The sequence below is a fragment of the Streptomyces sp. NPDC051064 genome (assembly GCF_044455985.1).
GTDB lineage: Bacteria > Actinomycetota > Actinomycetes > Streptomycetales > Streptomycetaceae > Streptomyces.
Window position 1 is genome coordinate 393991 of record NZ_JBITFK010000008.1, and the last position, 21987, is coordinate 415977.

23 protein-coding genes and 1 pseudogene are annotated in these 21987 nt (G+C 71.8%); 6 read left to right on the forward strand and 18 right to left on the reverse strand.

From position 1 onward, the window contains the following. The first annotated feature begins 406 nt into the window (after positions 1-406). Positions 407-1459 (forward strand): phosphatase PAP2 family protein, encoded by a 1053-nt coding sequence (locus tag ACIBCU_RS28620; protein ID WP_399234937.1) that lies wholly within the window; start codon positions 407-409, stop codon positions 1457-1459. Between the two features lie 93 nt (positions 1460-1552). On the opposite strand, the gene ACIBCU_RS28625 is transcribed toward ACIBCU_RS28620, so the two are convergent. Further along, complete coding sequence (locus ACIBCU_RS28625) at positions 1553-1768, reverse strand: I78 family peptidase inhibitor (protein WP_356716230.1); 216 nt, start codon at positions 1766-1768, stop codon at positions 1553-1555. Between the two features lie 348 nt (positions 1769-2116). Continuing rightward, the gene (locus ACIBCU_RS28630) at positions 2117-3394 is read right to left on the reverse strand and encodes a glycosyltransferase (RefSeq protein ID WP_399234940.1); all 1278 of its coding nucleotides are present in this window, start codon (positions 3392-3394) and stop codon (positions 2117-2119) included. Between the two features lie 312 nt (positions 3395-3706). On the opposite strand from ACIBCU_RS28630, the gene ACIBCU_RS28635 reads away from it, so the two are divergent. Beyond that, a complete protein-coding gene (locus ACIBCU_RS28635) occupies positions 3707-4489 on the forward strand; it encodes a hypothetical protein (RefSeq protein ID WP_362931936.1) in 783 nt (260 codons plus the stop codon). Between the two features lie 137 nt (positions 4490-4626). Further along, positions 4627-4935, forward strand: a complete 309-nt coding sequence (locus ACIBCU_RS28640; protein ID WP_362931909.1) for a hypothetical protein — start codon at positions 4627-4629, stop codon at positions 4933-4935. A gap of 63 nt (positions 4936-4998) precedes the next feature. On the opposite strand, the gene der is transcribed toward ACIBCU_RS28640, so the two are convergent. The 5 genes from der to aroH form a co-directional block, all read right to left on the reverse strand. Then, on the reverse strand, positions 4999-6468 hold the full coding sequence (der, locus tag ACIBCU_RS28645; RefSeq protein WP_362931911.1) for a ribosome biogenesis GTPase Der: 1470 nt from the start codon (positions 6466-6468) through the stop codon (positions 4999-5001). 56 nt (positions 6469-6524) lie between these two features. After that, positions 6525-7124: a lysophospholipid acyltransferase family protein gene (locus ACIBCU_RS28650; protein ID WP_399234993.1), complete on the reverse strand. Its 600-nt coding sequence runs from the start codon at positions 7122-7124 to the stop codon at positions 6525-6527. Positions 7125-7189: 65 nt separating this feature from the next. Then, positions 7190-7906, reverse strand: coding sequence for a (d)CMP kinase (gene cmk / locus ACIBCU_RS28655; RefSeq protein WP_356716239.1), 717 nt, complete (start codon positions 7904-7906; stop codon positions 7190-7192). Positions 7907-8043: 137 nt separating this feature from the next. Next, positions 8044-9129 carry a prephenate dehydrogenase gene (locus tag ACIBCU_RS28660; protein ID WP_362931916.1) on the reverse strand — a complete coding sequence of 362 codons (1086 nt, stop codon included), beginning with the start codon at positions 9127-9129 and terminating at the stop codon, positions 8044-8046. Further along, on the reverse strand, positions 9126-9488 hold the full coding sequence (aroH, locus tag ACIBCU_RS28665; RefSeq protein WP_104790132.1) for a chorismate mutase: 363 nt from the start codon (positions 9486-9488) through the stop codon (positions 9126-9128). Before aroH ends, ACIBCU_RS28660 begins: the two co-directional genes overlap by 4 nt. Before the next feature lie 215 nt (positions 9489-9703). Here aroH and ACIBCU_RS28670 point away from each other — a divergent pair, with 215 nt between their 5' ends. Both ACIBCU_RS28670 and ACIBCU_RS28675 read left to right on the forward strand, forming a co-directional pair. Beyond that, positions 9704-10102, forward strand: coding sequence for a Rieske (2Fe-2S) protein (locus ACIBCU_RS28670; RefSeq protein ID WP_399234944.1), 399 nt, complete (start codon positions 9704-9706; stop codon positions 10100-10102). A 138-nt stretch (positions 10103-10240) separates the two neighbouring features. Then, positions 10241-10978, forward strand: a complete 738-nt coding sequence (locus ACIBCU_RS28675; RefSeq protein ID WP_399234946.1) for a DNA polymerase beta superfamily protein — start codon at positions 10241-10243, stop codon at positions 10976-10978. Here the strand turns inward: ACIBCU_RS28675 and ACIBCU_RS28680 are convergent. Next, positions 10975-11895, reverse strand: coding sequence for a class I SAM-dependent methyltransferase (locus ACIBCU_RS28680; RefSeq protein WP_362931920.1), 921 nt, complete (start codon positions 11893-11895; stop codon positions 10975-10977). The two genes, ACIBCU_RS28675 and ACIBCU_RS28680, sit on opposite strands and share 4 nt — an antisense overlap. A 47-nt stretch (positions 11896-11942) precedes the next feature. On the opposite strand from ACIBCU_RS28680, the gene ACIBCU_RS28685 reads away from it, so the two are divergent. Beyond that, positions 11943-12509, forward strand: a complete 567-nt coding sequence (locus ACIBCU_RS28685) for a helix-turn-helix domain-containing protein (protein WP_104790128.1) — start codon at positions 11943-11945, stop codon at positions 12507-12509. A gap of 19 nt (positions 12510-12528) precedes the next feature. On the opposite strand, the pseudogene ACIBCU_RS28690 reads toward ACIBCU_RS28685, so the two are convergent. From ACIBCU_RS28690 to ACIBCU_RS28735, 10 genes and pseudogenes are all read right to left on the reverse strand, one after another. Beyond that, positions 12529-13192: pseudogene (locus ACIBCU_RS28690) on the reverse strand (DNA polymerase beta superfamily protein). 3 nt (positions 13193-13195) lie between these two features. Continuing rightward, positions 13196-14218: an ADP-ribosylglycohydrolase family protein gene (locus tag ACIBCU_RS28695; RefSeq protein WP_362931922.1), complete on the reverse strand. Its 1023-nt coding sequence runs from the start codon at positions 14216-14218 to the stop codon at positions 13196-13198. Further along, positions 14215-14958, reverse strand: a complete 744-nt coding sequence (locus tag ACIBCU_RS28700; protein ID WP_362931924.1) for an NUDIX domain-containing protein — start codon at positions 14956-14958, stop codon at positions 14215-14217. The genes ACIBCU_RS28695 and ACIBCU_RS28700 overlap by 4 nt, the downstream gene beginning before the upstream one ends. After that, complete coding sequence (locus ACIBCU_RS28705; protein ID WP_399234950.1) at positions 14955-16034, reverse strand: AAA family ATPase; 1080 nt, start codon at positions 16032-16034, stop codon at positions 14955-14957. Before ACIBCU_RS28705 ends, ACIBCU_RS28700 begins: the two co-directional genes overlap by 4 nt. Beyond that, the gene (gene pnuC, locus ACIBCU_RS28710; protein ID WP_362931928.1) at positions 16031-16684 is read right to left on the reverse strand and encodes a nicotinamide riboside transporter PnuC; all 654 of its coding nucleotides are present in this window, start codon (positions 16682-16684) and stop codon (positions 16031-16033) included. Before pnuC ends, ACIBCU_RS28705 begins: the two co-directional genes overlap by 4 nt. A gap of 129 nt (positions 16685-16813) precedes the next feature. Beyond that, positions 16814-17974 carry a pseudouridine synthase gene (locus tag ACIBCU_RS28715; RefSeq protein ID WP_399234953.1) on the reverse strand — a complete coding sequence of 387 codons (1161 nt, stop codon included), beginning with the start codon at positions 17972-17974 and terminating at the stop codon, positions 16814-16816. Next, entirely contained in the window at positions 17974-18624 is a 651-nt protein-coding gene (gene scpB / locus ACIBCU_RS28720; RefSeq protein WP_362943710.1) for an SMC-Scp complex subunit ScpB, read from the reverse strand. Before scpB ends, ACIBCU_RS28715 begins: the two co-directional genes overlap by 1 nt. Beyond that, positions 18621-19700: a segregation and condensation protein A gene (locus tag ACIBCU_RS28725; protein ID WP_399234955.1), complete on the reverse strand. Its 1080-nt coding sequence runs from the start codon at positions 19698-19700 to the stop codon at positions 18621-18623. Before ACIBCU_RS28725 ends, scpB begins: the two co-directional genes overlap by 4 nt. Positions 19701-19926: 226 nt before the next feature. Next, on the reverse strand, positions 19927-20523 hold the full coding sequence (locus ACIBCU_RS28730) for a hypothetical protein (protein WP_399234995.1): 597 nt from the start codon (positions 20521-20523) through the stop codon (positions 19927-19929). Continuing rightward, positions 20520-21638: a ParA family protein gene (locus ACIBCU_RS28735; protein ID WP_104790119.1), complete on the reverse strand. Its 1119-nt coding sequence runs from the start codon at positions 21636-21638 to the stop codon at positions 20520-20522. Before ACIBCU_RS28735 ends, ACIBCU_RS28730 begins: the two co-directional genes overlap by 4 nt. Positions 21639-21987: the final 349 nt, after the last annotated feature.

Consider the following 21987-nt stretch of genomic DNA (forward strand, 5'->3'; position numbering starts at 1 on the left):
CCGGCATCGACGGGCGAGTGAGCCGTCAGCGTACGCGAGTTCCAGGTGGTCACGCGTGGTGCAGCTCATACGTTCGCCGGCCACCGGGTGTGGCGTACGCCACTCCGCCTCCCACGCCAGGGGGGCTCCCGGCCCGCGACGCCGGTCCCCCGGCGTCGCGTCGGTGCGTCGGACGACGGCCCCTCCGAATGGCACGGCGGCGCCCCGGCGCGGTCACGCTGCGCCATTCCATCGACACCCAAACATTTCTACGAATAGCGCGTGGAACTAATGGACGGCGGGTCGAAACCCATTCCGCGGCGCACCGGGAATGGATACCTGCCTGAGACAAAGTCCACATCACATCGTCATCACAAAGACGCGGGATCGGCCGGATCACACACTCACTCGCTGTAACGTCCATTGCGTGCGTACCGACATCTTTGCCCGTCTGGACCGGGAGCCGGAACCGCCGAAGATAGAGACCCCGCGGATGAGCCGTCACCGCATCGCTCTCTTCGGCGGGACTTTGGCGTTCTATCTCGCCATCGTCGTTGCCGTGCTGGTCTCGTCCTGGCTGGTGGCCCTCGACTGGAAGGTCATGCTGTTCCGGCCCTACCAGCAGTGGCCGGAGCTCCACGCCTTCCTCGACTACTACGTCGTGCTCGGCCAGCGTGGCCCCACGGCCGTGATGGTCTCCGCCTGGCTCGGCTGGCGCTCCTGGCGCCAGCACACGCTGCGCCCGCTGCTCACGCTGGGGGCGTCCCTGCTGCTGCTCAATCTGTCGGTGGGCGCGGTCAAGCTCGGCCTGGGGCGGCTCGGCCCGCACTACGCCACCCAGATCGGCTCGGCGGAGCTCTTCGCCGGCGGCGATATATTTCCTTCGGGCCACACCGCCAACGCCGTCGTGACCTGGGGAATCCTTGCCTACCTGGCCACCACGCCGCGAGCCAGGCGCTACCTCTCGGCCCTGTCGGCCTTCGTCTCGCTGGGCGTGGGGCTCACCACGGTCTACATCGGCACCCACTGGCTCAGCGACGTCCTGCTGGGCTGGGCCGCCGGCCTGCTGATCCTGCTCGCCCTGCCGTGGTTCGAGCCGCTGATCACGCGTGCCGAGGTCCTGATCCTCTCGGTGCGCGAGCAGTGGCGGAACCGCCGCAGGCGGCTCCGGACGCCCGTGCCGCCGTCTCCCGTGACACCGGAGCCTGTTCTACTGCCGCAGGCGCTGGGCGGCGGGGCGACCGCCGAAGGGGCGCAGGGGGCCGCGAGCAGGGCTGCGGCGCCCGGGGCACCGGGCACCGCGGGCGCGGGCCACCCGGGAGCCGCCGCCAGGGCCCGGGCACATCCGGCACACCCTGTGCGTCCGGAACGGACGCCGCCGGCCTCGGCCGGTTCGCGCCGCCCGCCCCACGCGGACCGCTCGGCGAGGAGCGGCGCGGGCCCGTCCCGCCCGGTCGCCGGCGGGCCAGTCGCTCCCTGACCCTCCCTGACCTGCGGGGACGTACGCGTCACCGCGCCCACGCACGGCGAAGGCCCCGACTCAGGTCGGGGCCTTCGCTCGTCGGGTCCGGGTTCAGCCGACCCAGCAGCGGGTCACGGTCGAGGCGTCCACCTCGAAGTTGATGCGTCCGCCACGGAACTCCATGGTGATGACGGTGCCCGGCGCGAGAGCCCGGACCGTGCTCCAGCCACGGGCTCTGGCCTGCCGTTCGGCGGCCTCCGCGTCGAGGCCGACGTATGTCTCGGGGGTGTCGTCCGGCTGGGCGGGAGGGGTCGGTACAGATGCCATACCTCTCACCGTAGGCCGCCCCGCGCCGTGGCGGAAGCGGTGGTGGTCACGGGTCCCGACGCATCTCCGTGTACCTCGGCGGTCACGCTTGTGTCACAGGATCCCCACGCGCGTTTACCCGGGACGACTTCACCCGAACGGCAGCCCGGCTCCACTCGGGCTGAATTACGAGGCACCCAGGAAATGCACCCGCGAGAGCCGCCGGGTGGGAATTCAAGGGGGAGAGGGTACCGTGCGCGATCCTCTTTTCGGAGACCCCGGAAAGAAGAATATACGGGCACGCCACCTCGAATTCACTCCCCCTTATGCATTCCTTACCTTTCCCGGTCCCGCCGTCCGGGTGCCCCGTCAGGCTCCCCTGCGGATCACCGCCGCGGCCTTGTAACGCAGCGCGTACGCCCCGTCCAGCACGCCGCCCCTGGACCGGTGGTACGCGCCGCGCAGGACGCCCTGCGACCGCGTTCCGCCGCCCTGGGCGGCCAGCTCGGCGAAGAGCCTCTCGTGCCGCTCGGCGATCGGTGCCGGGTCGAACCGCGCCGCGGAGGCCCGTGCGGCGCGGCCCATGCGGCGCCGCAGGGCGTCGTCGTCGATCAGGCCGAGCAGGGCCTTGGCGAACGCGTGGGTGTCCCCCAGCGGAACCAGCCGCCCGTCCGTGCCGTCGTCGATGATCTCGGCCGGCCCGTGGGGGCAGTCCGTCGCCACGACGGGCACTCCGCACCGCATCGCCTCCACGATGGTCATGCCGAACGACTCCCGCTCGGAGGTGACCGCGGCGATGGAGCTCCTGGGCCACTCCCTCTCCATGGGGTCGGCCGAACCCATGAGGAAGACCCGCTCCCGGAGTCCGAGCTCGTCGACGAGCCCGCGCAGGGGTTTCTGCTCGTTGCCGGACGCGTCCCCCGCGCCGTAGATCCGCAGCCGCCACTCCGGGCGCACCGCCGCGATCTCGGCGAAGGCCCGGATCAGTACGTCGTAGCGCTTGACCCGGTGCAGCCGGCCCGCCGCCACGATCGACTTGGCGTCGCAGTCCGCGGGCGGGCCGGCGGGCTCGGGCACGCTGTTCGGGATGGCCTCGATCCGTACGCCGGGCAGCCGCAGACCGGTGCGGTAGTCCCGGGCGTCGGCCTCGGTGACGGTGGTCACCGCGTCGAGCTGCTGGTACCGGTGACTTATCTCCCGGCGGAGGCGGTAGCCGTGGCTCTCGAGGGTGAGGTGTTCCTGGCCGACCCGCACCGGGCCGCGCCGTGCCTGCCGGCTGATGTGGACGTTGAGGCCGGGGCGCGTGCCGACGACGACATCGGCCTCCAGGGCTCCCAGATGAGCCGCGATGCGGCTGTCGGTGAGCCGGCTGTACTGCCCGTGCCTGGTGTCGCCACGCGGGAAGACCGACGCGGGCCTGGCGTGCTCCTCGGCCTCCCCGTCGTACCCCGGACTCGACTTGCGCAGGTCGACGAGGTGGCTCATCCGCACACCCTCGGGTGCCCCGAGCTTCGGGTCGTCGCGGTGCCGGAAGACGGAGACGATCTCGACGTCGTGCTGTTCCGCCAGGGTCCTGGCGAGCGTGAAGGTGGTACGGATCGTTCCCCCGATGCCGTACGCGTTGTGGAGCAGAAATGAAATGTGCATTACGTAGTCGTTTCCCCTGTTCGACTGGTCTGCATCGGACCCTACGTGGCGTCAGATTCCGCCACAGCATTCGCACAGGAGTGGCACAAAGCCGTGACGTTTCGAACGAAGGCGCGCGCATCATGGGGCCTTTACACGGAAGGTTGGGCTCCGGTTCGTCCGCGCGGTCTTCCGGTTCATCGGCCTGCCGGCGCCGGCGCTTGACCGGTCTCTTAATCTCCCGATTCGCGCGTGACCCCTGCCCCGGGTCTTCCGTTGTCTTCCATGAGCCGGGAACCGCCCGGCCCACGCACCGAGTTCGAGGAGCCACCCGTGCCGCGCATGCTCGACGTCAGCGAGGACGTACGCGCCGAGATCGGCGATGCCGAAGCCGACCGGCTGCTCGTCGGCGACAGTGCCCCAGGCAGTTACGACTGCACCTCATGCCGCACCCCCGGCGACTCCGACCAGGAGCGCACCAGCACGGTGCTGTTCGTGGGCGACGAGACCGCCGTGCTCGCCTTCGCCCACGCGACCTGCATCCCCTCGCAGGTCGTCCAGGTCGCGGAGGACCAGCTCCAGGGCGCCGTGCGGTCCATCACCGGCAGCGAGCCACAGAATCCGGAGGGCCTCATGCCCGAACAGGCCGTCCTCGGCATCACCAGCGGTCTCGTCCTGATCGAGGACGACCTCCGCCCGGCCCTGGTCGTCGAACCGACCGGGCCGATCGCCCGGCCCGGTACGGACGGCAGCGGCGGCGACCAGTTCCTCCAGCTCCTGCTGGAGCAGGGCTTCCAGCCCACGCCCCACCTCAACCGGCTGCCCGGTGTCCTCGCCGGCTGGTCCGTCCTCCTCGCCATGGGTCAGCTGCACGCGGTGCTGCAGCCCGGCGCCGGCGGCGGCAGCCCGGTCGCCTGGTGGCAGGCGCACCAGCCGCTCCAGGTCACCGAGGGCTGGCGGACGGCCGCCAACAAGGCGCAGAGCGTCCTGGTGTTCGCCGCTCCGGCCGGTTCCATCGGCCAGCAGCCGCGCGAGGACCTGCTCCGTGACGCGCTGGACAAGGCCGCGGTCAACGGTCTCCTGGTCGCCGCGACGATGCCGCTCGCCGGGACCTGACCGTGTCCCTGCTGCCCTCCCCTGCCCGCCGAACAGCGTTTTCTCCGTCAGGCCCGCATCCGACGGACGGTGAGGTCGTTGGCACCTACGTGCACTCATACGACCCTCCTCGCCAGCAGCAGACCCCGATTCCGGCCATGCGCCCGTCGCAGGACCCCTCGGGCGGTAAGTCCCCCACCCCGATCTACGACGCGCTGTACTCCGAGTACAGGCGATCGTTCCGGGCGCTTCCCGGGGATCGCACCGGTGAGGAGAATCTCGGCTTCAGAACGTTCGGCATCGGGACGTTCGGCAGCCGTGCACCGCTGAGCGGCCGTACGGCGGCGAACGCCCAGGGCAGCCACAGCGCGGGCGGCGGGGGCAACCCCGGTTCCTGGCAGCGGGTGGGACGGCATGCCGGGCGTGCCCGGCCCGCGGCGCTGCCGCCCGGGTCGACGGACGCCTGACGGATATGGCGAAGCCCCCTGGGCCCCACGTGGGGCCCAGGGGGCTTCGTCATGATCCTCAGCTCACTTCTTGCGGCCGCGCTTCTCGCGCACCCGCACCGAGATGTGCAGCGGCGTGCCCGCGAAGCCGAATTCCTCGCGCAGGCGGCGCTCGACGAAGCGGCGGTAACCGTGCTCCAGGAAGCCGGACGAGAAGAGGACGAACCGCGGCGGCTTCGTGCCCGCCTGGGTGCCGAAGAGGATGCGGGGCTGCTTGCCGCCGCGTACCGGGTGCGGGTGGGAAGCGACGATCTCACCGAGGAAGGCGTTGAGCCTGCCGGTGGGAATCCGGGTCTCCCAGCCCTCGATCGCGGTCTCGATCGCCGGGACCAGCTTCTCCATGTGCCGGCCGGTGACGGCCGAGACGTTGACGCGCGGGGCCCAGGCGACCTGCGCGAGCTCCGTCTCGATCTCGCGCTCCAGGTAGTAGCGGCGCTCCTCGTCGAGGGTGTCCCACTTGTTGAAGGCGATCACGATCGCACGGCCCGCTTCCACGGCCATGGTGACGATCCGCTGGTCCTGGACGCTGATGGACTCGCTCGAGTCGATCAGGATGACGGCGACCTCGGCCTTCTCCACGGCGGCCGCGGTACGCAGCGAGGCGTAGTAGTCCGCGCCCTCCTGGAGGTGGACCTTGCGGCGGATGCCGGCCGTGTCGATGAACTTCCAGGTGATGCCGCCGAGCTCGATCAGCTCGTCGACCGGGTCGCGGGTGGTGCCGGCGAGCTCGTTGACGACGACGCGGTCCTCGTTGGCGACCTTGTTCAGCAGCGAGGACTTGCCGACGTTCGGGCGGCCGATGAGCGCGATGCGGCGGGGGCCGCCGAGCGCGGTGCCGAAGGTCTGGGCCGGGGCCTCGGGCAGCGCTTCCAGGACGGCGTCCAGCATGTCTCCGGTGCCGCGGCCGTGCAGGGAGGAGACCGGGTGCGGCTCGCCGAGGCCGAGCGACCAGAGCGCGGTGGCGTCGGCCTCGCCGCTCTGTCCGTCGACCTTGTTGGCGCAGAGGACGACGGGCTTCTTGGCCTTGCGCAGCAGCCTGACGACGGCCTCGTCGGTGTCGGTCGCGCCGACCGTCGCGTCGACGACGAAGACGACCGCGTCGGCCGTCGAGATCGCGTACTCGGCCTGGGCGGCGACGGAGGCGTCGAGACCGAGGACGTCCTGCTCCCAGCCACCGGTGTCGACGACCTTGAAGCGGCGCCCGGCCCACTCGGCCTCGTAGCTGACGCGGTCACGGGTCACGCCGGGCTTGTCCTGGACGACGGCCTCGCGGCGGCCGATGATCCGGTTCACCAGGGTCGACTTGCCGACATTCGGGCGGCCGACGACGGCGAGCACGGGAAGCGGTCCGTGACCGGCCGCACCGATCGCGCCCTCGACCTCCTCGGGGTCGAACCCCTCCTGCGCGGCGAGCTCCATGAACTCCGCGTACTCGGCATCGCCAAGTGCTCCGTGCTCGTGGTCCGAGCCGCCGGAGTGAATCTGGTCGTTCATGAAGTCCGTTCCTCTTTGCATCATCATCGATGGGCCGCGATCGCGCGGCCCACTACTCACGTCTTGACCGAGCGCCCGGTGAGGCGCCTGGCGTTCTCCAGGTGCGCGGTCAGCTCTCCCTGGATCCGGAGAGTCGCCTCGTCCAGCGCCTTCCTCGTACGCCGGCCGCTGCCGTCACCTGCCTGGAAGGCGTCGCCGAAGACGACGTCGACCCTGCTGCGCAGCGGAGGCAGTGCTGATATCAACCGTCCGCGGCGCTCCGTGCTTCCCAGGACCGCGACGGGGACGATCGGCGCCCCGCCGCGCACCGCGAAGTACGCGAGCCCCGCTCGCAGGGAGGCGAAGTCGCCCTCGCCCCTGGTGCCCTCGGGGAAGATCCCCAGGACCCCGCCGTCGTCCAGCACGCCGAGCGCCTGCGTGATGGCGTTGCGGTCGACGGTCGTACGGTCCACCTTCAGCTGCCCGATTCCGCGGAGGAACGGGTCGAGGGGGCCGACGAACGCCTCCTTCTTGATCAGGAAGTGGACGGGCCGGGGCGCGGTGCCCATCAGCATCGGTCCGTCGAGATTGTGCGCGTGGTTCACCGCGAGTATGACGGGTCCCGTGGTGGGGACGCGCCATGCTCCGAGGACACGGGGCCTGAACAGCCCGTACATGAGCCCGATGCCGATCCCTCGCCCGACGGCCGCTCCGCGCAGCGTCGGCGCGGTGATGGCTTCGGTCACTTCGCGGCCTGCTTCTCCCCGACGAGGGTGACGACGCACTCGATGACCTGCCCGAGGGTCAGGTCGGTGGTGTCCACCTCGACGGCGTCACCGGCCTTGGCCAGCGGCGAGGTCTTGCGGCCGGAGTCGGCGGCGTCCCGCTTGATCAGCGCCTCCCGGGTGGCGGCCAGGTCGGACCCCTTGACCTCACCGCTGCGGCGCGCGGCGCGCGCCTCCGGGGAGGCGGTCAGGAAGATCTTGATGTCGGCGTCGGGCAGCACGGTGGTGCCGATGTCACGGCCCTCGACGACGATGCCGCGCTCGGCCTCCTTGGCGATCGAGCGCTGCAGCTCGGTGATCAGGGCGCGTACCTCGGGCACGGCGCTGACGGCGCTGACCTTGGAGGTGACCTCCTGGGTGCGGATGGGGCCCGAGGCGTCCTCGCCGTCGACGGTGATCGTCGGGGCGGACGGGTCCGTGCCGGAGACGATGACCGGCTTGGCGGCGGCCGTGGCGATCTCGGCCGGGTTCTGCACGTCGATGCCGTTGTTCAGCATCCACCACGTGATCGCCCGGTACTGCGCGCCGGTGTCCAGGTAGCTCAGGCCGAGCTGGGCGGCGACGGCCTTGGAGGTGCTCGACTTGCCGGTGCCGGAGGGGCCGTCGATGGCGACGATCACTGCGGCCGGGGCGGTCCGGGCGGCGGCGCTTACGGTTTCCACGGTGGTGGACACCTTCCTGGTACACGGGGGCGGGCGGAGCGGGGCCACGGGACGGCCTCCCCCAAGGTTACCGAGTGCGCGAAGCGCCTTTGCACCCCTGTCTCCGGGGCCCGCTCCCGGGCCCGCCCGGCCTTCCGTGACGAAGGCCCTTACGGGCGGATCGACCAGCCCCGTTCGCTGAGGGCCGCGCTCAGCGCGGGTGCGGCGCTCGGCTCGACCATCAGCTGGACCAGTCCGGCCTGCTGGCCGGTGGCGTGCTCGATACGGACGTCCTCGATGTTGACGCCGGCCCGCCCCGCGTCGGCGAAGATCGATGCCAGCTCGCCCGGCCGGTCGCTGATGAGCACGGCGACGATCTCGTACGAGGCCGGGGCCGCCCCGTGCTTGCCGGGGACCCTGACCCGGCCCGCGTTGCCGCGCCGCAGGACGTCCTCGATGCCCTCGGTGCCGGTGCGGCGCTCGTCCTCGTCGGCGGACTGCAGACCGCGCAGCGCCCGTACCGTCTCGTCCAGGTCGGTGGCGACGCCCGCCAGCACGTCGGCGACCGGGCCGGGGTTGGCGGAGAGGATCTCCACCCACATCCGGGGGTCGGAGGCCGCGATGCGGGTGACGTCCCTGATCCCCTGGCCGCACAGGCGTACGGCGGTCTCGTCGGCCTCCTCCAGCCGGGCGGCGACCATCGACGAGATCAGCTGCGGGGTGTGGGAGACCAGGGCGACCGCGCGGTCGTGGGCGTCGGCGTCCATGACGACCGGGACGGCCCGGCAGAGCGCGACCAGTTCCAGGGCGAGGTTGAGGACCTCGGTGTCCGTCTCCCGGGTCGGTGTGAGGACCCAGGGGCGTCCTTCGAAGAGGTCGGCGGTCGCCGCGAGAGGCCCGGAGCGCTCCTTGCCGGCCATGGGGTGCGTGCCGATGTACGGCGTGAGGTCCACGCCGAGCGCCTCCAGCTCACGGCGCGGGCCGCCCTTGACGCTGGCGACGTCGAGGTAGGCGCGCGCGATCCCGTCCCGCATGGCCGTGGCCAGCACGGACGCGGTGTGGGCGGGCGGCACGGCGATGATCGCCAGGTCGACGGGGCCCTCCGGCGCCTCGTCCGTGCCGGCGCCGAGCGCGGCGGCGGTCCGTGCGGAGGACGGGTCGCGGTCGACGAGGTGCACCTGGACGCCGCGCCCCGCGAGGGCGAGGGCGGCGGAGGTGCCGACCAGTCCGGTTCCGATGACGAGGGCGGTTCTCACTGGGCGATGTCCTTGCGGAGGGCGCCGGTGGCGCCGAGGTAGACGTGGCTGATCTCGGACTTGGAGAGATACGTCTCCACATGGGCCATGATGCGCACCACGCGGGGCATGGCCCCGGTGATGTCGAGCTCCTGGGCGCAGATCAGCGGTACGTCGACGATACCGAGGCCTCGGGCCGCGGCGGCCGGGAAATCGCTGTGCAGATCGGGGGTGGCGGTGAACCAGACGCTGATCAGGTCGTCGGCGACGAGCTGATTGCGTTCCAGGACCGCGGTGAGGAGTTCACTCACCCGCTCGTCCATGTGACCGGCTTCGTCCCGGTCCAGCTGGACGGCTCCACGGACTGCTCGTACCGCCACGTCGTACCCCTCGTCGCCTCGTGCTGCGTGCCCTTTCAGCCTAGAGGTGCGGCGGCGCCGCCGGTCACGGTGCTCTGTCCGTGAGACGCGGAGGTGTGTCCGGCCCTCCCGGGGCACCCGGTCGGGCGCACGTACCGGCGGGTCGTGGGGCCCGGGCGCCGGGCGGGGTCACGATGCCGTCACCGGACACACACCGGTCGACCCCGAGGAGAGCCATGAACGCACGGCGAAGGACGGTCCTGACGGCGGGAGCAGCCGCACTGGTGACGGGCTGCGGTTCGTCCGGCGGTGGCGGGGGTGAGGAGAGCTCCCCACCGGCCTCCGGGGATGCCGAGCTGGCCAGGACCGCGGACATCCCGGCCGGCGGCGGCACGATCTTCGAGGACCGCAGGATCGTGGTGACCCAGCCGGCGGCCGGCCGGTTCAAGGCCTTCTCCGCGGTGTGCACGCACGCGGGCTGCATCGTCTCCTCGGTCGCCGACGGAACCATCGACTGCGCCTGCCACGGCAGCCGGTTCAGCATCACGGACGGAGCCGTCGAGCGGGGCCCGGCGACGCGTCCGCTGCCCGCCGAGCGGATCACCGTCGAGGGCGACAGAATCCGGCTCGCGTAGGGGGCGCGGCGTTCGAGCGCTCGGCCCGGGGCAGCGCCGACGCCGGACGTAGGATCGGCCGTCATGCCGTCATGCCGCCAGGCCCTCGCGGCCCCGTCCGTCGCAGCGGCGAGGGCCCGTCCCCATGGAGAAGTCACGGTGCACCCCGTCAGCACTCCCGCAGGAACGTCGCCCGACGCGGCGCCCGATCCCGCCGACGGCGCGCGGCTCGTCCGGGAGCACACCGTCTACTCCTGTGTGATGGGCTCCCGCGCCTTCGGGCTGGCCACCGACGGCAGCGACACGGACCGCCGCGGGGTCTTCCTGGCACCCACCCCGCTGTTCTGGGGCTTCAGGAAGCCCCCCAGCCACGTCGAGGGCCCGGCCGACGAGCAGTTCTCCTGGGAGCTGGAGCGCTTCTGCGAGCTGGCGCTGCGGGCGAACCCCAATGTGCTGGAGTGTCTGCACTCCCCGCTCGTGGAGCGGGTCGACGCCACGGGCCGCGAACTCCTCGGCCTGCGCGGGGCCTTCCTGTCCCGGCAGGCCCACGGAACGTTCGTGCGCTACGCGCTGGGCCAGCGGCGGAAGCTGGAGGCCGATGTCCGTGCGCACGGCGCTCCGCGCTGGAAGCACGCCATGCATCTGCTGCGGCTGCTGGCCTCCTGCCGGGACCTGCTGCGGACGGGCGAGCTGCGGATCGAGGTCGGGGAGGCGCGCGAGGATCTGCTGGCGGTGAGGCGGGGCGAGGTCCCGTGGGCCGAGGTGGAGCGCCGCATGAGGCGCCTGGCCGAGGAGAACGACGAGGCGGCCGCCCGCTCCCCGCTGCCGCCGGAGCCCGACCGGGAACGCGTGGAGGCCTTCCTGATCCGGACCCGGCGGGCGTCGGCGGAGGGCTAGCCCTCAGCCGGCCCTCGGGCGGTGTCCGCCGGGCGGCGGGCGACCCAGAGCCGGCGTGTCGAGCGGACGACGAGGTCGTCCCGGTGGCGCACGTCCGCCGGGCCTCCGTCGACCAGGGTGCCGAGCGCGGCGAGGTCCGCGGGGTCGGCCCGGCCGTCGAGGGCGCCACGGATGCGGTCGAGCACGACGTGGGCGTACCGGCCGACGCCGGCGGGCAGCGGGGCGCGCAGCTCCAGCCGCTCCGTGCGCTCGTCCTCGACGAGGAGGCCGGCCTCGGCCAGCATGGCTCCCCAGTCGGCGCCCAGGTGCGGCATCTGCTCGGCGTGGAGGCCCTCCAGCACGTCGCGGCACCTCGCCTCCAGGCCGGGGCGGCCGGCCACGGCGTCGTCCGGGAGGAAACGCGGCATCCCGTCCAGCTCGGCGACGGCCACCAGTCCGCCGGGGCGCAGCGCGGCACGGACCCCGTCGAGGGCGGCTGCCGGGTCGTCCACGTGGTGCAGGGAGGCCGAGGCCCAGACGAGGTCGGCGTCCGTGATGCCGGCGAGCCCGGCACCCGCGTCCGTCTCCAGGGTGCGCACCCGGTCGCCCAGGCCCTTCGCCCCGGCCGCCTCGACGAGCCGGGCGAGCATGGCGGCAGAGCTGTCGACTGCGGTCACACGGGCGTGGGGGAAGCGTTCCAGCAGGGCGAACGTGCCGGTCCCGGTGCCCGACCCGAGGTCGACGACGTGCCTGACGCCGTCCCCGGCCAGCTCGGCGACCCGGCTGGTCACCGCGGTGAGGTAGGGGGCGAAGATCTCGGCGTCGAGATCGAGCACGACGGCGAGAGCGTCGTCCTGGCCGGTGTCCGCCTGTCCATGGCCGTGCTCGTGGTGGTGGCCGGGGCCATGGTGGTGCGTGTGAGAAGCGGAGGATGTCATGCGACCGAGCCTACGAAGATTTGCGCGCAGCGCATACTCTCTTGCCCATGACGCAAGAAGGAAGTGGTCTGGACGGCCTCGTACGCAAACGGATCCGGGCCCTGCGTGCCGCGCACAGCTGGTCGCTCGACGACCTCGCCGCCCGCTGCCACCTCAGCCCTTCCACGCTCAGCCGGATCGAGACCGGCCACCGAAGGATCGCGCTCGACCAGCTCACCGTGATCGCCCGGGCGCTGGGCACCTCGCTCGACCAGCTCGTCGAGACGGACGCCGACGACGTGGTCACGAACCCCACCCTCGATCTGGCGCGAGGCCTGACCCAGTGGGCGCTGCGCGGCCAGCCCGGCGTCACCGTGGCCCGGATTCGGCTGACCGGCCCGCCCGCCGAAGGCCCCTCGGCGCTCAAGGCGCACCCCGGCCGGGAGTGGTTCACGGTGCTGTCCGGCACGGCCTTGCTGCTGCTGGGGGAACGGCGGCTACGGGTGGAGCAGGGGCAGGCGGCGGAGTTCACCACGATGCTCCCGCACGCGCTGGGCGCCGTCGGCGGCCCGGCCGAGGTCCTCGGCATCTTCGACCGGGACGGCCGCCGCTCCCACCTGCGCGAACGCGGGTGAGAGGGCGGCCGCCGGGGCGTCACGACGAAACGGTCTCCCCCAGCCGCACGCGGACGACGAGATCGTGCAGGGCGTCGAAGCCCGAGGGCGCCTCGGCGAGCCGTGACGCGGTCTGCGCCTCGTCGAGCACCGCGTGCAGGGCCTCGACGTCCTGTACGACGGCGGGGCCGTCGGCCAGGTGCGCCGCCCCGTGCTCGGCCTCCGCCTTCGCCTCGATCAGCGCGGGCAGGTAGGCCGGCGCGCTCACCTCGCCCAGCAGGGCCGGCAGATGCGCCACCAGGGTGCCGGTGCGCATCAGATGGATGCCGGTGAGCAGTGCGCGGAACGTGTAGAGAAGCGGCTTCAGCTCTCCGGTCCTCTCGTACAGCCGCCACTGCGTACCGGCGAAGCCCCGGTTTGGTGGGCATGGTTGCGGGTCACCACCGCCGGTGCCAGCTCCACCAGTTCGGCGTGGAGCGCCGTGGTGTGCACCACCAGCGGGGCGTCCGGAGCCCTACGAGATCCTCCGCGGGCAGGACGTGGACCCCCCGCAGGTCCACGTCCGAGTCCCGCGAGGGAAAGCCGTACAGAGGGGCACCCGAGACCGTGGCGAACAGGAGCGGGCAGGGCTCCTGTCCGAGTACCGGGGCCAGGTCGGTGACCGGCAGCCCGGCCCGTCGCAGGAGCGTCGTGTCGCCGTGCATCGGTCAAGCGTCCCAGAGCGCGGCCAGCGACAGCAGGTCGCTGCGGTACTCGATGCGTTCCGACCACTCCTTGGGCCAGGCTCCCGCCCCCAGGTGCGCTCCGGCGAACGCGCCCGTGAGACAGGCGATGGAGTCGGAGTCGCCCCGGGTGCAGGCGGCCCGGCGCAGGGCGGTCAACGGGTCCTCGGGGAAGAGCAGGAAGCAGTGCAGGGCGGTGGCGAGTGCCTCCTCGGCGATCCAGCCGTCTCCGGTCCGCTCGCACGGGTCGGTCTCCGGCGACGGCCGGCGCAGGGCGTCCTGGACGTGTCCCAGCACGGCCAGGCACTCGTCCCAGCCCCGGCTGATGAACGCCTCGGGCGAGGCGTCATGCGTGTACCGCCACAGGTCACCGAGCCACCGGTTCAGGTAGCGGCCCCGGTTCTCGTACGCGTAGGAGCGCAGCTGGCCCACCAGGCCGAGCGGTTCGGCCCCCTGGGCGAGGAGGTACACCGCGCGGGCCGTCAGGTCGGAGGCCGCGAGGGCGGTGGGGTGGCCGTGCGTGAGGGCGGCCTGGAGCTGGGCCGCACCGGCACGCTGTTCGTCGCTGAGGCCGGGCACGAGGCCGACGGGCGCGACGCGCATGTTGGCGCCGCAGCCCTTGGAGCCGGTCCGGCTGGCCTCCTGCCAGATCCGGTCGCCCTCCAGCAGCGCACACGCCTCCAGGCAGGTGCGGCCTGGAGCGCGGTTGTTGTCGGGTGAGCGGTTCCAGCGCACGAACTCCTGCCGGACCGGGCCGACCATCCGCTCCGGGGTGAGCAGCCCCTGGTCCATGGCGGTCCGGATGCCGCGTCCCAGGGCGAGGGTCATCTGGGTGTCGTCCGTGACGAACGCGGGCTCCGGGAGCCGCATCTCGCGCCAGGGCCCGCACTTCGCGAGGATCGCGGGGACGTCGTTGAACTCGGTGGGGAAGCCCAGGGCGTCGCCGAGCGCGAGCCCGGTCAGCGTGCCTGTGGCCGCCTGCTTGGTGAGAATCCGTGTCGGGATCATGATGTCCGTCCTTCAGGGCGTCCTTCCGGGCGCAGCAGTGGAGGGTGCAGGGCGGTAGCGGCACCCGCCCGGTAGAGAGCGGCCGGTTTTCCCCGTCCGCCGGTGCGGCGCGGCGGTCCGTCCACGGCCTGGACGAAGCCGGGCGTGGTGAGGACCTTGCGCCGGAAGTTGGGCCGGTCGAGCTCGACGCCCCAGACGGTCTCGTAGACCCCTTGGAGCTCCCCGAGAGTGAACTCGGCGGGGCAGAACGCGGTGGCCAGGCAGGAGTATTCGAGCCTGGCGCCGATCCGGTCGTGCGCGTCGGCCAGGATGCGGTCGTGGTCGAAGGCGAGCGGCCCGGTGATTCCCGCGTCCCACCACTGGGCGTGGGCGGCGTCCCCGCCGCCCCGCGGTTCGGGGAGGTCGGGCACGAGTGCGGCGTACGCGACGGAGACGACCCTCATCCTGGGGTCGCGGTCCGGATCGCTGTAGGTGCGCAGCTGTTCGAGGTGGAAGGCGCACACGGACTTCTTCGTGAGGCCGGTCTCCTCGGCGAGCTCGCGGCGGGCCGCCTCCTCGGCGGACTCCCGGGGCAGGACGAAGCCGCCGGGGAGCGCCCACCGCCCCTTGTAGGGGGCCTCGCCTCGCTCCACGAGCAGTACATGGAGCCGTGCTTCGCGGACCGTGAAGACGGCGAGGTCGACGGTGACGGCGAACGGGAAGAAGGCGTGGGGGTCGTACCCCTCGGGTGCGGTGCTCATCGCCGCTCCGGCAGGGGTGCGGTGAAGTGCCAGCCCGTGGCGAGGAGCTCGTCCACGGCGGTGACCGCCGCTTCGAGGCGTTCGCCGCGGTCCCCGGTGATCTCGATGAACGGCCTTCCGGTACGGGTGAGTTCGGCACGGAAGCGGTCCGTCATCCAGGGCCGCAGCTCCTCGCCGTCGCGCAGTCCGTCGTCCTCGAACGCGACACCCTCGTGGCCGGTGAGCAGCCAGAGGTGGTGGGTGACCCGGTCGGCGGTCTTCTCGACGAGCGGGTTGCGCCCGCCGATGTAGCGCTCGTGCCAGACGGTGGTGGCGAAGGAGTCGGTGTCGCAGATGAGCACCGGTGAACCCGCACGCGCGGCGGCGTCCTCCCTGGCGTTCTGCGTCTCGGCGATGAGGGGGAAGTCGTCCGTGGTGAAGGAGACGTCCTCCCACCGGGCGTCCGGCCACCGCTCGCGCAGGGCGGCGAGCTTGGCCTCGCTGAACTCCCGCCCGTACTCGGCGACGTACCGCGTCCCCGCCCACGCACCGCCGCGCCGGCGGTAGTGATCGGCGAGTGCCAGGGCCAGGGTGGTGGTGCCGGTGGACTCGGCGCCGAGGACGACGACCCGGCGCGCGAGCGCGGCCCGCACGGGCGGCTCCAGGTAGTCCCAGCAGCTGACGGGGTCGGCGCGGACCGCGGTGCCCGAGACGGGGAAGAGGGTGCGGCCCGGGTCGACGAGGACGGATTCCGCGCCGAAGCGGCGGGCCAGTTCCCCGCCGTACGCCTCGGAGGTGAAGACGGCGTCGACCCGTTCGGGAACCGCGCCGGTGAACACCTCCATGTGGGCGTCCCAGACCGCCGGGTCGGTGATGTCCACGGGGATGTCGTCGACGGTTCCCACCACCCGGGCGTCGGGGTGCGCCTCACGCATCCAGGCGACCCGGTCGGCGAGCGGCACGGATTCGACCGAGGCGGCGCAGACCAGGACGGTGAGCCGCTCGCAACGGTCCCGTGCGGTGCGGACGAGGTGGTGATGGCCGGCGTGCGGCGGATAGAACTTGCCGAGGACCAGTCCGTGCCCGTGGCGCTTCATACGGGCACCACCGTGTCCTCGCGCCGGCCGGAGGCCAGGTCCCGGCTCCAGCTGCGCAGCCCGATGAGGCAGAGCGTGAGGAATCCGACGTACAGCAGGGAGGTGAGGTAGAGCTCCTTGTACGCGTACAGCGGGATGTAGACCACGTCGGCGGCGATCCACAGCCACCAGGACTCGACCCGCTTGCGGCACTGCCCGTACGTCGCCATGAGCGACAGGGAGGTGGTCAGGGCGTCCCAGAACGGCACGGTCGAGTCCGTGGCCCGGGACAGCAGCAGGGTGAGGCCGAGGGTCCCCGCCGCCCCCGCCGCGAACAGCCAGGTCCACTCGGTGCGGGTGGTGCTCCGCACCGGCAGGACGGATGTCCCTGGTCCACCCCCGTGGGTCCAGGTCCACCAGCCGTACGCGGCGAGGGAGATGAAGACGATCTGCAGGCCGGCGTCGGCGTACAGACCGGACTGGGCGAACAGCACAATGAAGAACAGGTTGTTGGCGATGCCGATCGGCCAGTTGGCGAGATGCTGGCGGGCCACGAGCCAGACGCACAGCGCGCCACTGCCGAAGCCCAGCACCTCGGTCCAGCTGACCGGGGTGTCCAGGACCGTCACCAGGGGCTGCTGCAAAGGATCGAGTATGTCCGCGAGCGTCACGCCGCCCTCCTCTTTTATGGTCACTCTGACTATAAAGAAGAAACGCCGGTCGCAAAAGACCCGCGGCCGGTTCCCGTTCGAAAAAGTGAACGAGGAACCGGCCGCGGGCCGTTCGGTGCGGGGCGCGGGTTACAGACCGACCTCACGCATCAGCATGCCGACTTCGGTGTTGGTCAGGCGGCGCAGCCAGCCTGACTTCTGGTCGCCCAGCGGGATCGGCCCGAAGGACGTGCGCACGAGGCGCTCGACCGGGAAGCCTGCCTCGGCCAGCATCCGGCGGACGATGTGCTTGCGGCCCTCGTGGAGCGTGACCTCGACCAGGTAGTTCTTGCCGGTGTTCTCGACGACCCGGAAGTGGTCGGCGCGGGCGTAGCCGTCCTCCAGCTGGATGCCGTCCTTGAGCCGCTTGCCGAGGTCGCGCGGGAGCGGCCCCTGGATGGCGGCCAGGTAGGTCTTCTTCACGCCGTACCTGGGGTGCGTCAGACGGTGGGCCAGCTCGCCGTGGTTGGTGAGCAGGATGATGCCCTCGGTCTCGGTGTCGAGCCGTCCGACGTGGAACAGCCGCGTCTCGCGGTTGTTCACGTAGTCCCCGAGGTTCTGGCGGCCGTCCGGGTCGCCCATCGTGGAGACGACACCGGCGGGCTTGTTCAGCGCGAAGAAGAGGTACGACTGGGTCGCGACGGTCAGGCCGTCGACCTTGATCTCGTCCTTCTGCGGGTCGACGCGCTTGCCCTGCTCGAGGACGATCTCGCCGTTGACCTCGACACGGGCCTGCTCGATCAGCTCCTCGCACGCCCGGCGCGAGCCCATGCCGGCCCGGGCGAGGATCTTCTGCAGACGCTCGCCCTCCTGCTCGGCTCCGGGGTGCGTCTTCGGCGTCCTGATCTCGGGCTTCTCCGCGTAACGGTCGCGGTTGCGCTGCTCGATCTTGGCGTCGAGCTCGCGGGGGCGGGCGGGCGCACCCTGGCGCCGGCCGCCCTTGCTCACGTTCTGCGCGGGCTTCGGTCCGCCCTTGGCGCCGCCGCGGGCCGCGGCGCCGCGGCCCTTGCGGGGGCCGCCGTCGCCGCCCGGCTTGTCGGAGCCCACGTCGTAGCGGCGCTCCTCGGGACGGGGCCGGCGGGGGCGCTGCTCCTGCTTGTCGTCGCGCCCCGAGCCGGAGACCCGGGGGTTCGGGTTGCTGTTCCTGCCGCTGCCGCTGGTGTTCCTTCCGGCACCGCTCCTGCCGCCGCCGCTCCTGGAGCCGCCGCCGCTCCTGCTGCCGCTGCCGTTGTTGCTGCCACTGCTTCGCATCAAAATTCCGTCTTGTCGTCTGCGTGAGTTTCCGGGGTGTCCGGTGCGTCCGGATCGAACGACGGCACACCCTCTAGCGTCTCAGCCTCGATCGCGTCCGCCTCCGGGAGGAAGGGCGCGAGCTCCGGGAGCTCGTCCAGGCCTCGCAGGCCCATGCGCTCCAGAAAGTAGTTCGTCGTCCTGTACAGGATCGCACCTGTTTCGGGTTCCGCGCCCGCCTCCCCGACGAGACCCCTCTGGAGCAGGGTCCGCATGACGCCGTCGCAGTTCACTCCGCGTACCGCCGAGACCCTCGACCGGCTGACCGGCTGACGGTACGCGACCACCGCGAGCGTCTCCAGCGCGGCCTGGGTCAGCCGGGCGTGCTGGCCGTCCAGGACGAAGCCCTCGACCGCTTGCGCGTACTCCGGACGGGTGTAGAAGCGCCAGCCGCCGGCGACGAGCCGCAGGTCGAATCCGCGGCGCTGGACGGTGTACTCGTCGGCCAGCTCCCGCAGGGCGTCCGCGACGGCCCGGCGGGGCCGCTGGAGGACCTTGGCGAGGTGTTCCTCGGTGGCGGGCTCGTCGACGACCATGAGGACCGCCTCCAGCGCGGGCTTGAGGTCGAGCCCGGCAACCAGGGCGTCGCGCCCCTCGTCGTCTGTGCTCATGCCTGTACGTCCTCCTGTGGCTCGCGCGCCTCTTGGTCGAACTCGTCCGTGACCACCGGTTCCGACCCCTCGCCCCCGGCCCAGCGCACCAGGAGGTCACCGAGCGCCTCCTCCTGGTCGAGCGCGACGGCTTTCTCCCGGTAGAGCTCCAGGAGCGCCAGGAAGCGGGCGACGACCGTGAGGGTGTCCTCCGCGTCCTCGGTGAGCTCCCGGAAGCTGATCTCGCCCTCCGCGCGCAGCCGCGCGACCACGATCTCCGCCTGTTCGCGCACGCTGACCAGCGGGGCGTGGATGTGGTCGACGTACACCTGCGGCTCGGGTCTGGGCTGCATCGCCTTCACCGCGAGCCGCGCGAACCCCTCCGGGCCGATGCTGATCACGACCTCGGGCAGCAGCTCCGCGTGCTGGGGTTCGAGCCCCACGGTGCGGGGGTAGCGGCGGGACTCGGACTCCAGCCGGTCACTGAAGATCTCCGCGATCCTCTTGTACGCGCGGTACTGCAGCAGCCGCGCGAAGAGCAGGTCCCGTGCCTCCAGGAGGGCCAGGTCGGCCTCGTCCTCCACCTCGGCGGTGGGGAGCAGCCGGGCGGCCTTCAGGTCGAGCAGGGTCGCGGCGACGACGAGGAATTCGGTGGTCTGGTCGAGGTCCCAGTCCGTTCCCATGGCCCGGATGTGTGCCATGAACTCGTCGGTGACCTTCGACAGGGCGACCTCGGTCACATCCAGCTTGTGCTTGGAGATCAGCTGGAGGAGCAGATCGAAGGGGCCCTCGAAGTTGACCAGCCGCACGGTGAACCGCCGGTCGTCGACGGCCTCGCCGGCCGTCTCCCCGGCTTCGCCCGACGCGGGCACGGCTTCGGCCGCCTCGGGCACGGCCGCCGCCGGAACCACCTCCGGAAGGCTCTCCACGGGCCCGTCAGCGGGCGGCGGGGCCGTCGGCGCCTCCACGGCCGCCACCGGCCCGGAAGGCGCCTCCGGGGCCGCGTACGGAGCCGCAGGCGCCTCCGCGGGCCGTGTCCCCGGTCCACGGCCGAGGGCACGGCGCGTCGGGCGGGGAGTGTCGTCGGCAGTCGGCATGTGCTGGGGTCCAGGGGTGCGGCGGGAGGCGGGCGGTGGGCCCCGGGGCGGGACCGTCCGTACGGCGGCCCTCCCCCGGCAGGCTAAGGGCTGCCCCGTAATCAGTGGTGGATCAGCGCGCGGCGTCGGATGCGGTGCACCGCATCCGACGACGCAGCGAGGTGCCGTAGCTGTCGTCGTGCGCCCGCCAGGGATTACGGGACAGCCCTGACCGGCGCCGCACCGGTCAGCGGCCCCGCAGCCTCCGTACGAGGATGCTCGCGTCGCCGCGCGACTCCAGGTCGGCCAGCACCACCGCGACCGCTTCCCGGACGATGCGCCCGCGGTCCACGGCCAGTCCGTGTTCGCCGCGCAGCACGAGGCGTGCGTGCTCGAGGTCCATCAGTTCCTCGGCCGACACATAGACGGTGATCTTCTCGTCGTGGCGCTCACGGCCACTGGGCCGCCGGTTGGCTCCCCGCCCGCCCCCGCGTCCGCGCTGCGGCTGGACGGTGGCGGACGTCCCGGTCTGCTCCTGACCGGGCGCCGTACGGGCCCGGGGCGGGGCGGCCTGGCCCCGGTCGTCCCCGCCGGCGCGGCTGCGGGAGCCGCCGCTGTCGGCGTCCGCTGCGGAGTGCTCCTCCCGGGACACCCCGGCGGACGTGTCGCCGCTTCCCGGGGTGCCGCCCTGGCCGGTGTCCGACGGTGCCGAATCGCTTCCTCCGGCCGGTGCGGGAACCCGCGCCTCGCCGTTCGCCTTGCGTCGCCGCTCGGCGGGGGACGAGCCCTGGAGACCCATGCCCCCGGTGGTACGGAACAGCTCGTCGGCCCCCGGCAGACTCACTCGGCGTGACACCGGGCGAGCACCTCCCTGGCGAGCTGGCGATAGGCGGCTGCACCGACCGAGTTCGACGCGTACGTGGTGATGGGCTCACCGGCGACCGTGGTCTCCGGGAAGCGCACCGTACGTCCGATGACGGTGTGGTAGACGTGGTCGTCGAAGGCCTCGACGACACGCGCGAGCACCTCACGGCTGTGCACCGTGCGGGAGTCGTACATCGTGGCCAGGATGCCGTCCAGCTCCAGCTCGGGGTTGAGCCTCTCCTGGACCTTCTCGATGGTCTCGGTGAGCAGCGCCACACCGCGCAGCGCGAAGAACTCGCACTCGAGCGGGACTATCACCTTGTGAGCCGCCGTCAGGGCGTTCACGGTGAGCAGGCCGAGCGAGGGCTGGCAGTCGATCACGATGTAGTCGTAGTCGGCCATCAGCGGCTTGAGGGCGCGCTGCAGCGTCGACTCCCGGGCCACCTCGCTCACCAGCTGCACCTCGGCGGCCGAGAGGTCGATGTTGCTGGGGAGCAGGTCCATGTTGGGCACGGCCGTCTTCAGCAGCACGTCGTCGGCCGCCATGCCCCGCTCCATGAGCAGGTTGTAGACGGTGAGGTCGAGCTCCATCGGGTTGACCCCGAGGCCGACGGACAGGGCTCCCTGCGGGTCGAAGTCGACGAGAAGGACACGGCGGCCGTACTCCGCCAGCGCGGCACCCAGGTTGATGGTCGACGTGGTCTTGCCGACGCCGCCCTTCTGGTTGCACATCGCGATGATCTTCGCGGGGCCGTGGTCCGTCAGGGGACCTGGAATCGGGAAGTACGGCAACGGCCGGCCGGTCGGGCCGATCCGCTCGCGGCGCTGACGGGCGGCGTCGGGCGCGAGGGTGGCCGCGTACTCCGGATCGGGCTCGTATTCGGCATCGGGGTCGTAGAAGTGCCCCTCGGGCACCTCGGCGAAGTCGGCGAAGTGGGAGGTCTCTCGGCCACTTTCGTTGCCGGCCATGGCGTTCACGTGTAGGCCGTCCATCATCTGGGGGGCTGTCGTCATGTGCTGGTGGGTGGCGAAGGTGCGGACTGCGACGGAGCCGACAGCTTCGAGCCCGATCGGGCTCAGACCCCGTGCAGGCATCCCTGGTTGACCACCCCCGGGAGTAATTGTCGACTCATTCACAAGTCGTCTTACCTCCTTGGATGTGACCAGGACACTTATCGATAGGTCAGCGTGGCACCATGCCGACGATTGGCGACTCTATGGCGTGTCACCGGTTCGCAGCAACACAATCCGCCGGACCCGGCCCTGTGTGTCGGCAATCGAACACCCCTCTGTCAAGAGCGCTGAGCGCCCGGGGCGCACCTTTCGCGGGGGTGCAAAACGGGTAGAGGCTTACGTCTCAGGCGAGTTGATCCGGACCCTCTCATGCGTCCGGCCGGACCTTGCTGGGCAAGGTCCGGCCGGACGCATGAGGTTGACGGGGAGG

Excerpts from the sequence above, each read along its gene's own strand:
- ACIBCU_RS28695 (WP_362931922.1), bottom strand. The coding sequence starts at position 14,218 with ATGATCCCGACACGGATTCTCACCAAGCAGGCGGCCACAGGCACGCTG.
- ACIBCU_RS28735 (WP_104790119.1), bottom strand. The coding sequence starts at position 21,638 with ATGCCTGCACGGGGTCTGAGCCCGATCGGGCTCGAAGCTGTCGGCTCC.
- ACIBCU_RS28700 (WP_362931924.1), bottom strand. The coding sequence starts at position 14,958 with ATGAGCACCGCACCCGAGGGGTACGACCCCCACGCCTTCTTCCCGTTC.
- ACIBCU_RS28640 (WP_362931909.1), top strand. The coding sequence starts at position 4,627 with ATGCGCCCGTCGCAGGACCCCTCGGGCGGTAAGTCCCCCACCCCGATC.
- ACIBCU_RS28715 (WP_399234953.1), bottom strand. The coding sequence starts at position 17,974 with ATGCGAAGCAGTGGCAGCAACAACGGCAGCGGCAGCAGGAGCGGCGGC.
- ACIBCU_RS28630 (WP_399234940.1), bottom strand. The coding sequence starts at position 3,394 with ATGCACATTTCATTTCTGCTCCACAACGCGTACGGCATCGGGGGAACG.
- ACIBCU_RS28680 (WP_362931920.1), bottom strand. The coding sequence starts at position 11,895 with ATGACATCCTCCGCTTCTCACACGCACCACCATGGCCCCGGCCACCAC.
- scpB (WP_362943710.1), bottom strand. The coding sequence starts at position 18,624 with ATGAGCACAGACGACGAGGGGCGCGACGCCCTGGTTGCCGGGCTCGAC.
- ACIBCU_RS28705 (WP_399234950.1), bottom strand. The coding sequence starts at position 16,034 with ATGAAGCGCCACGGGCACGGACTGGTCCTCGGCAAGTTCTATCCGCCG.
- ACIBCU_RS28625 (WP_356716230.1), bottom strand. The coding sequence starts at position 1,768 with ATGGCATCTGTACCGACCCCTCCCGCCCAGCCGGACGACACCCCCGAG.
- ACIBCU_RS28725 (WP_399234955.1), bottom strand. The coding sequence starts at position 19,700 with ATGCCGACTGCCGACGACACTCCCCGCCCGACGCGCCGTGCCCTCGGC.
- ACIBCU_RS28685 (WP_104790128.1), top strand. The coding sequence starts at position 11,943 with ATGACGCAAGAAGGAAGTGGTCTGGACGGCCTCGTACGCAAACGGATC.
- ACIBCU_RS28650 (WP_399234993.1), bottom strand. The coding sequence starts at position 7,124 with ATGTACGGGCTGTTCAGGCCCCGTGTCCTCGGAGCATGGCGCGTCCCC.
- der (WP_362931911.1), bottom strand. The coding sequence starts at position 6,468 with ATGAACGACCAGATTCACTCCGGCGGCTCGGACCACGAGCACGGAGCA.
- ACIBCU_RS28670 (WP_399234944.1), top strand. The coding sequence starts at position 9,704 with ATGAACGCACGGCGAAGGACGGTCCTGACGGCGGGAGCAGCCGCACTG.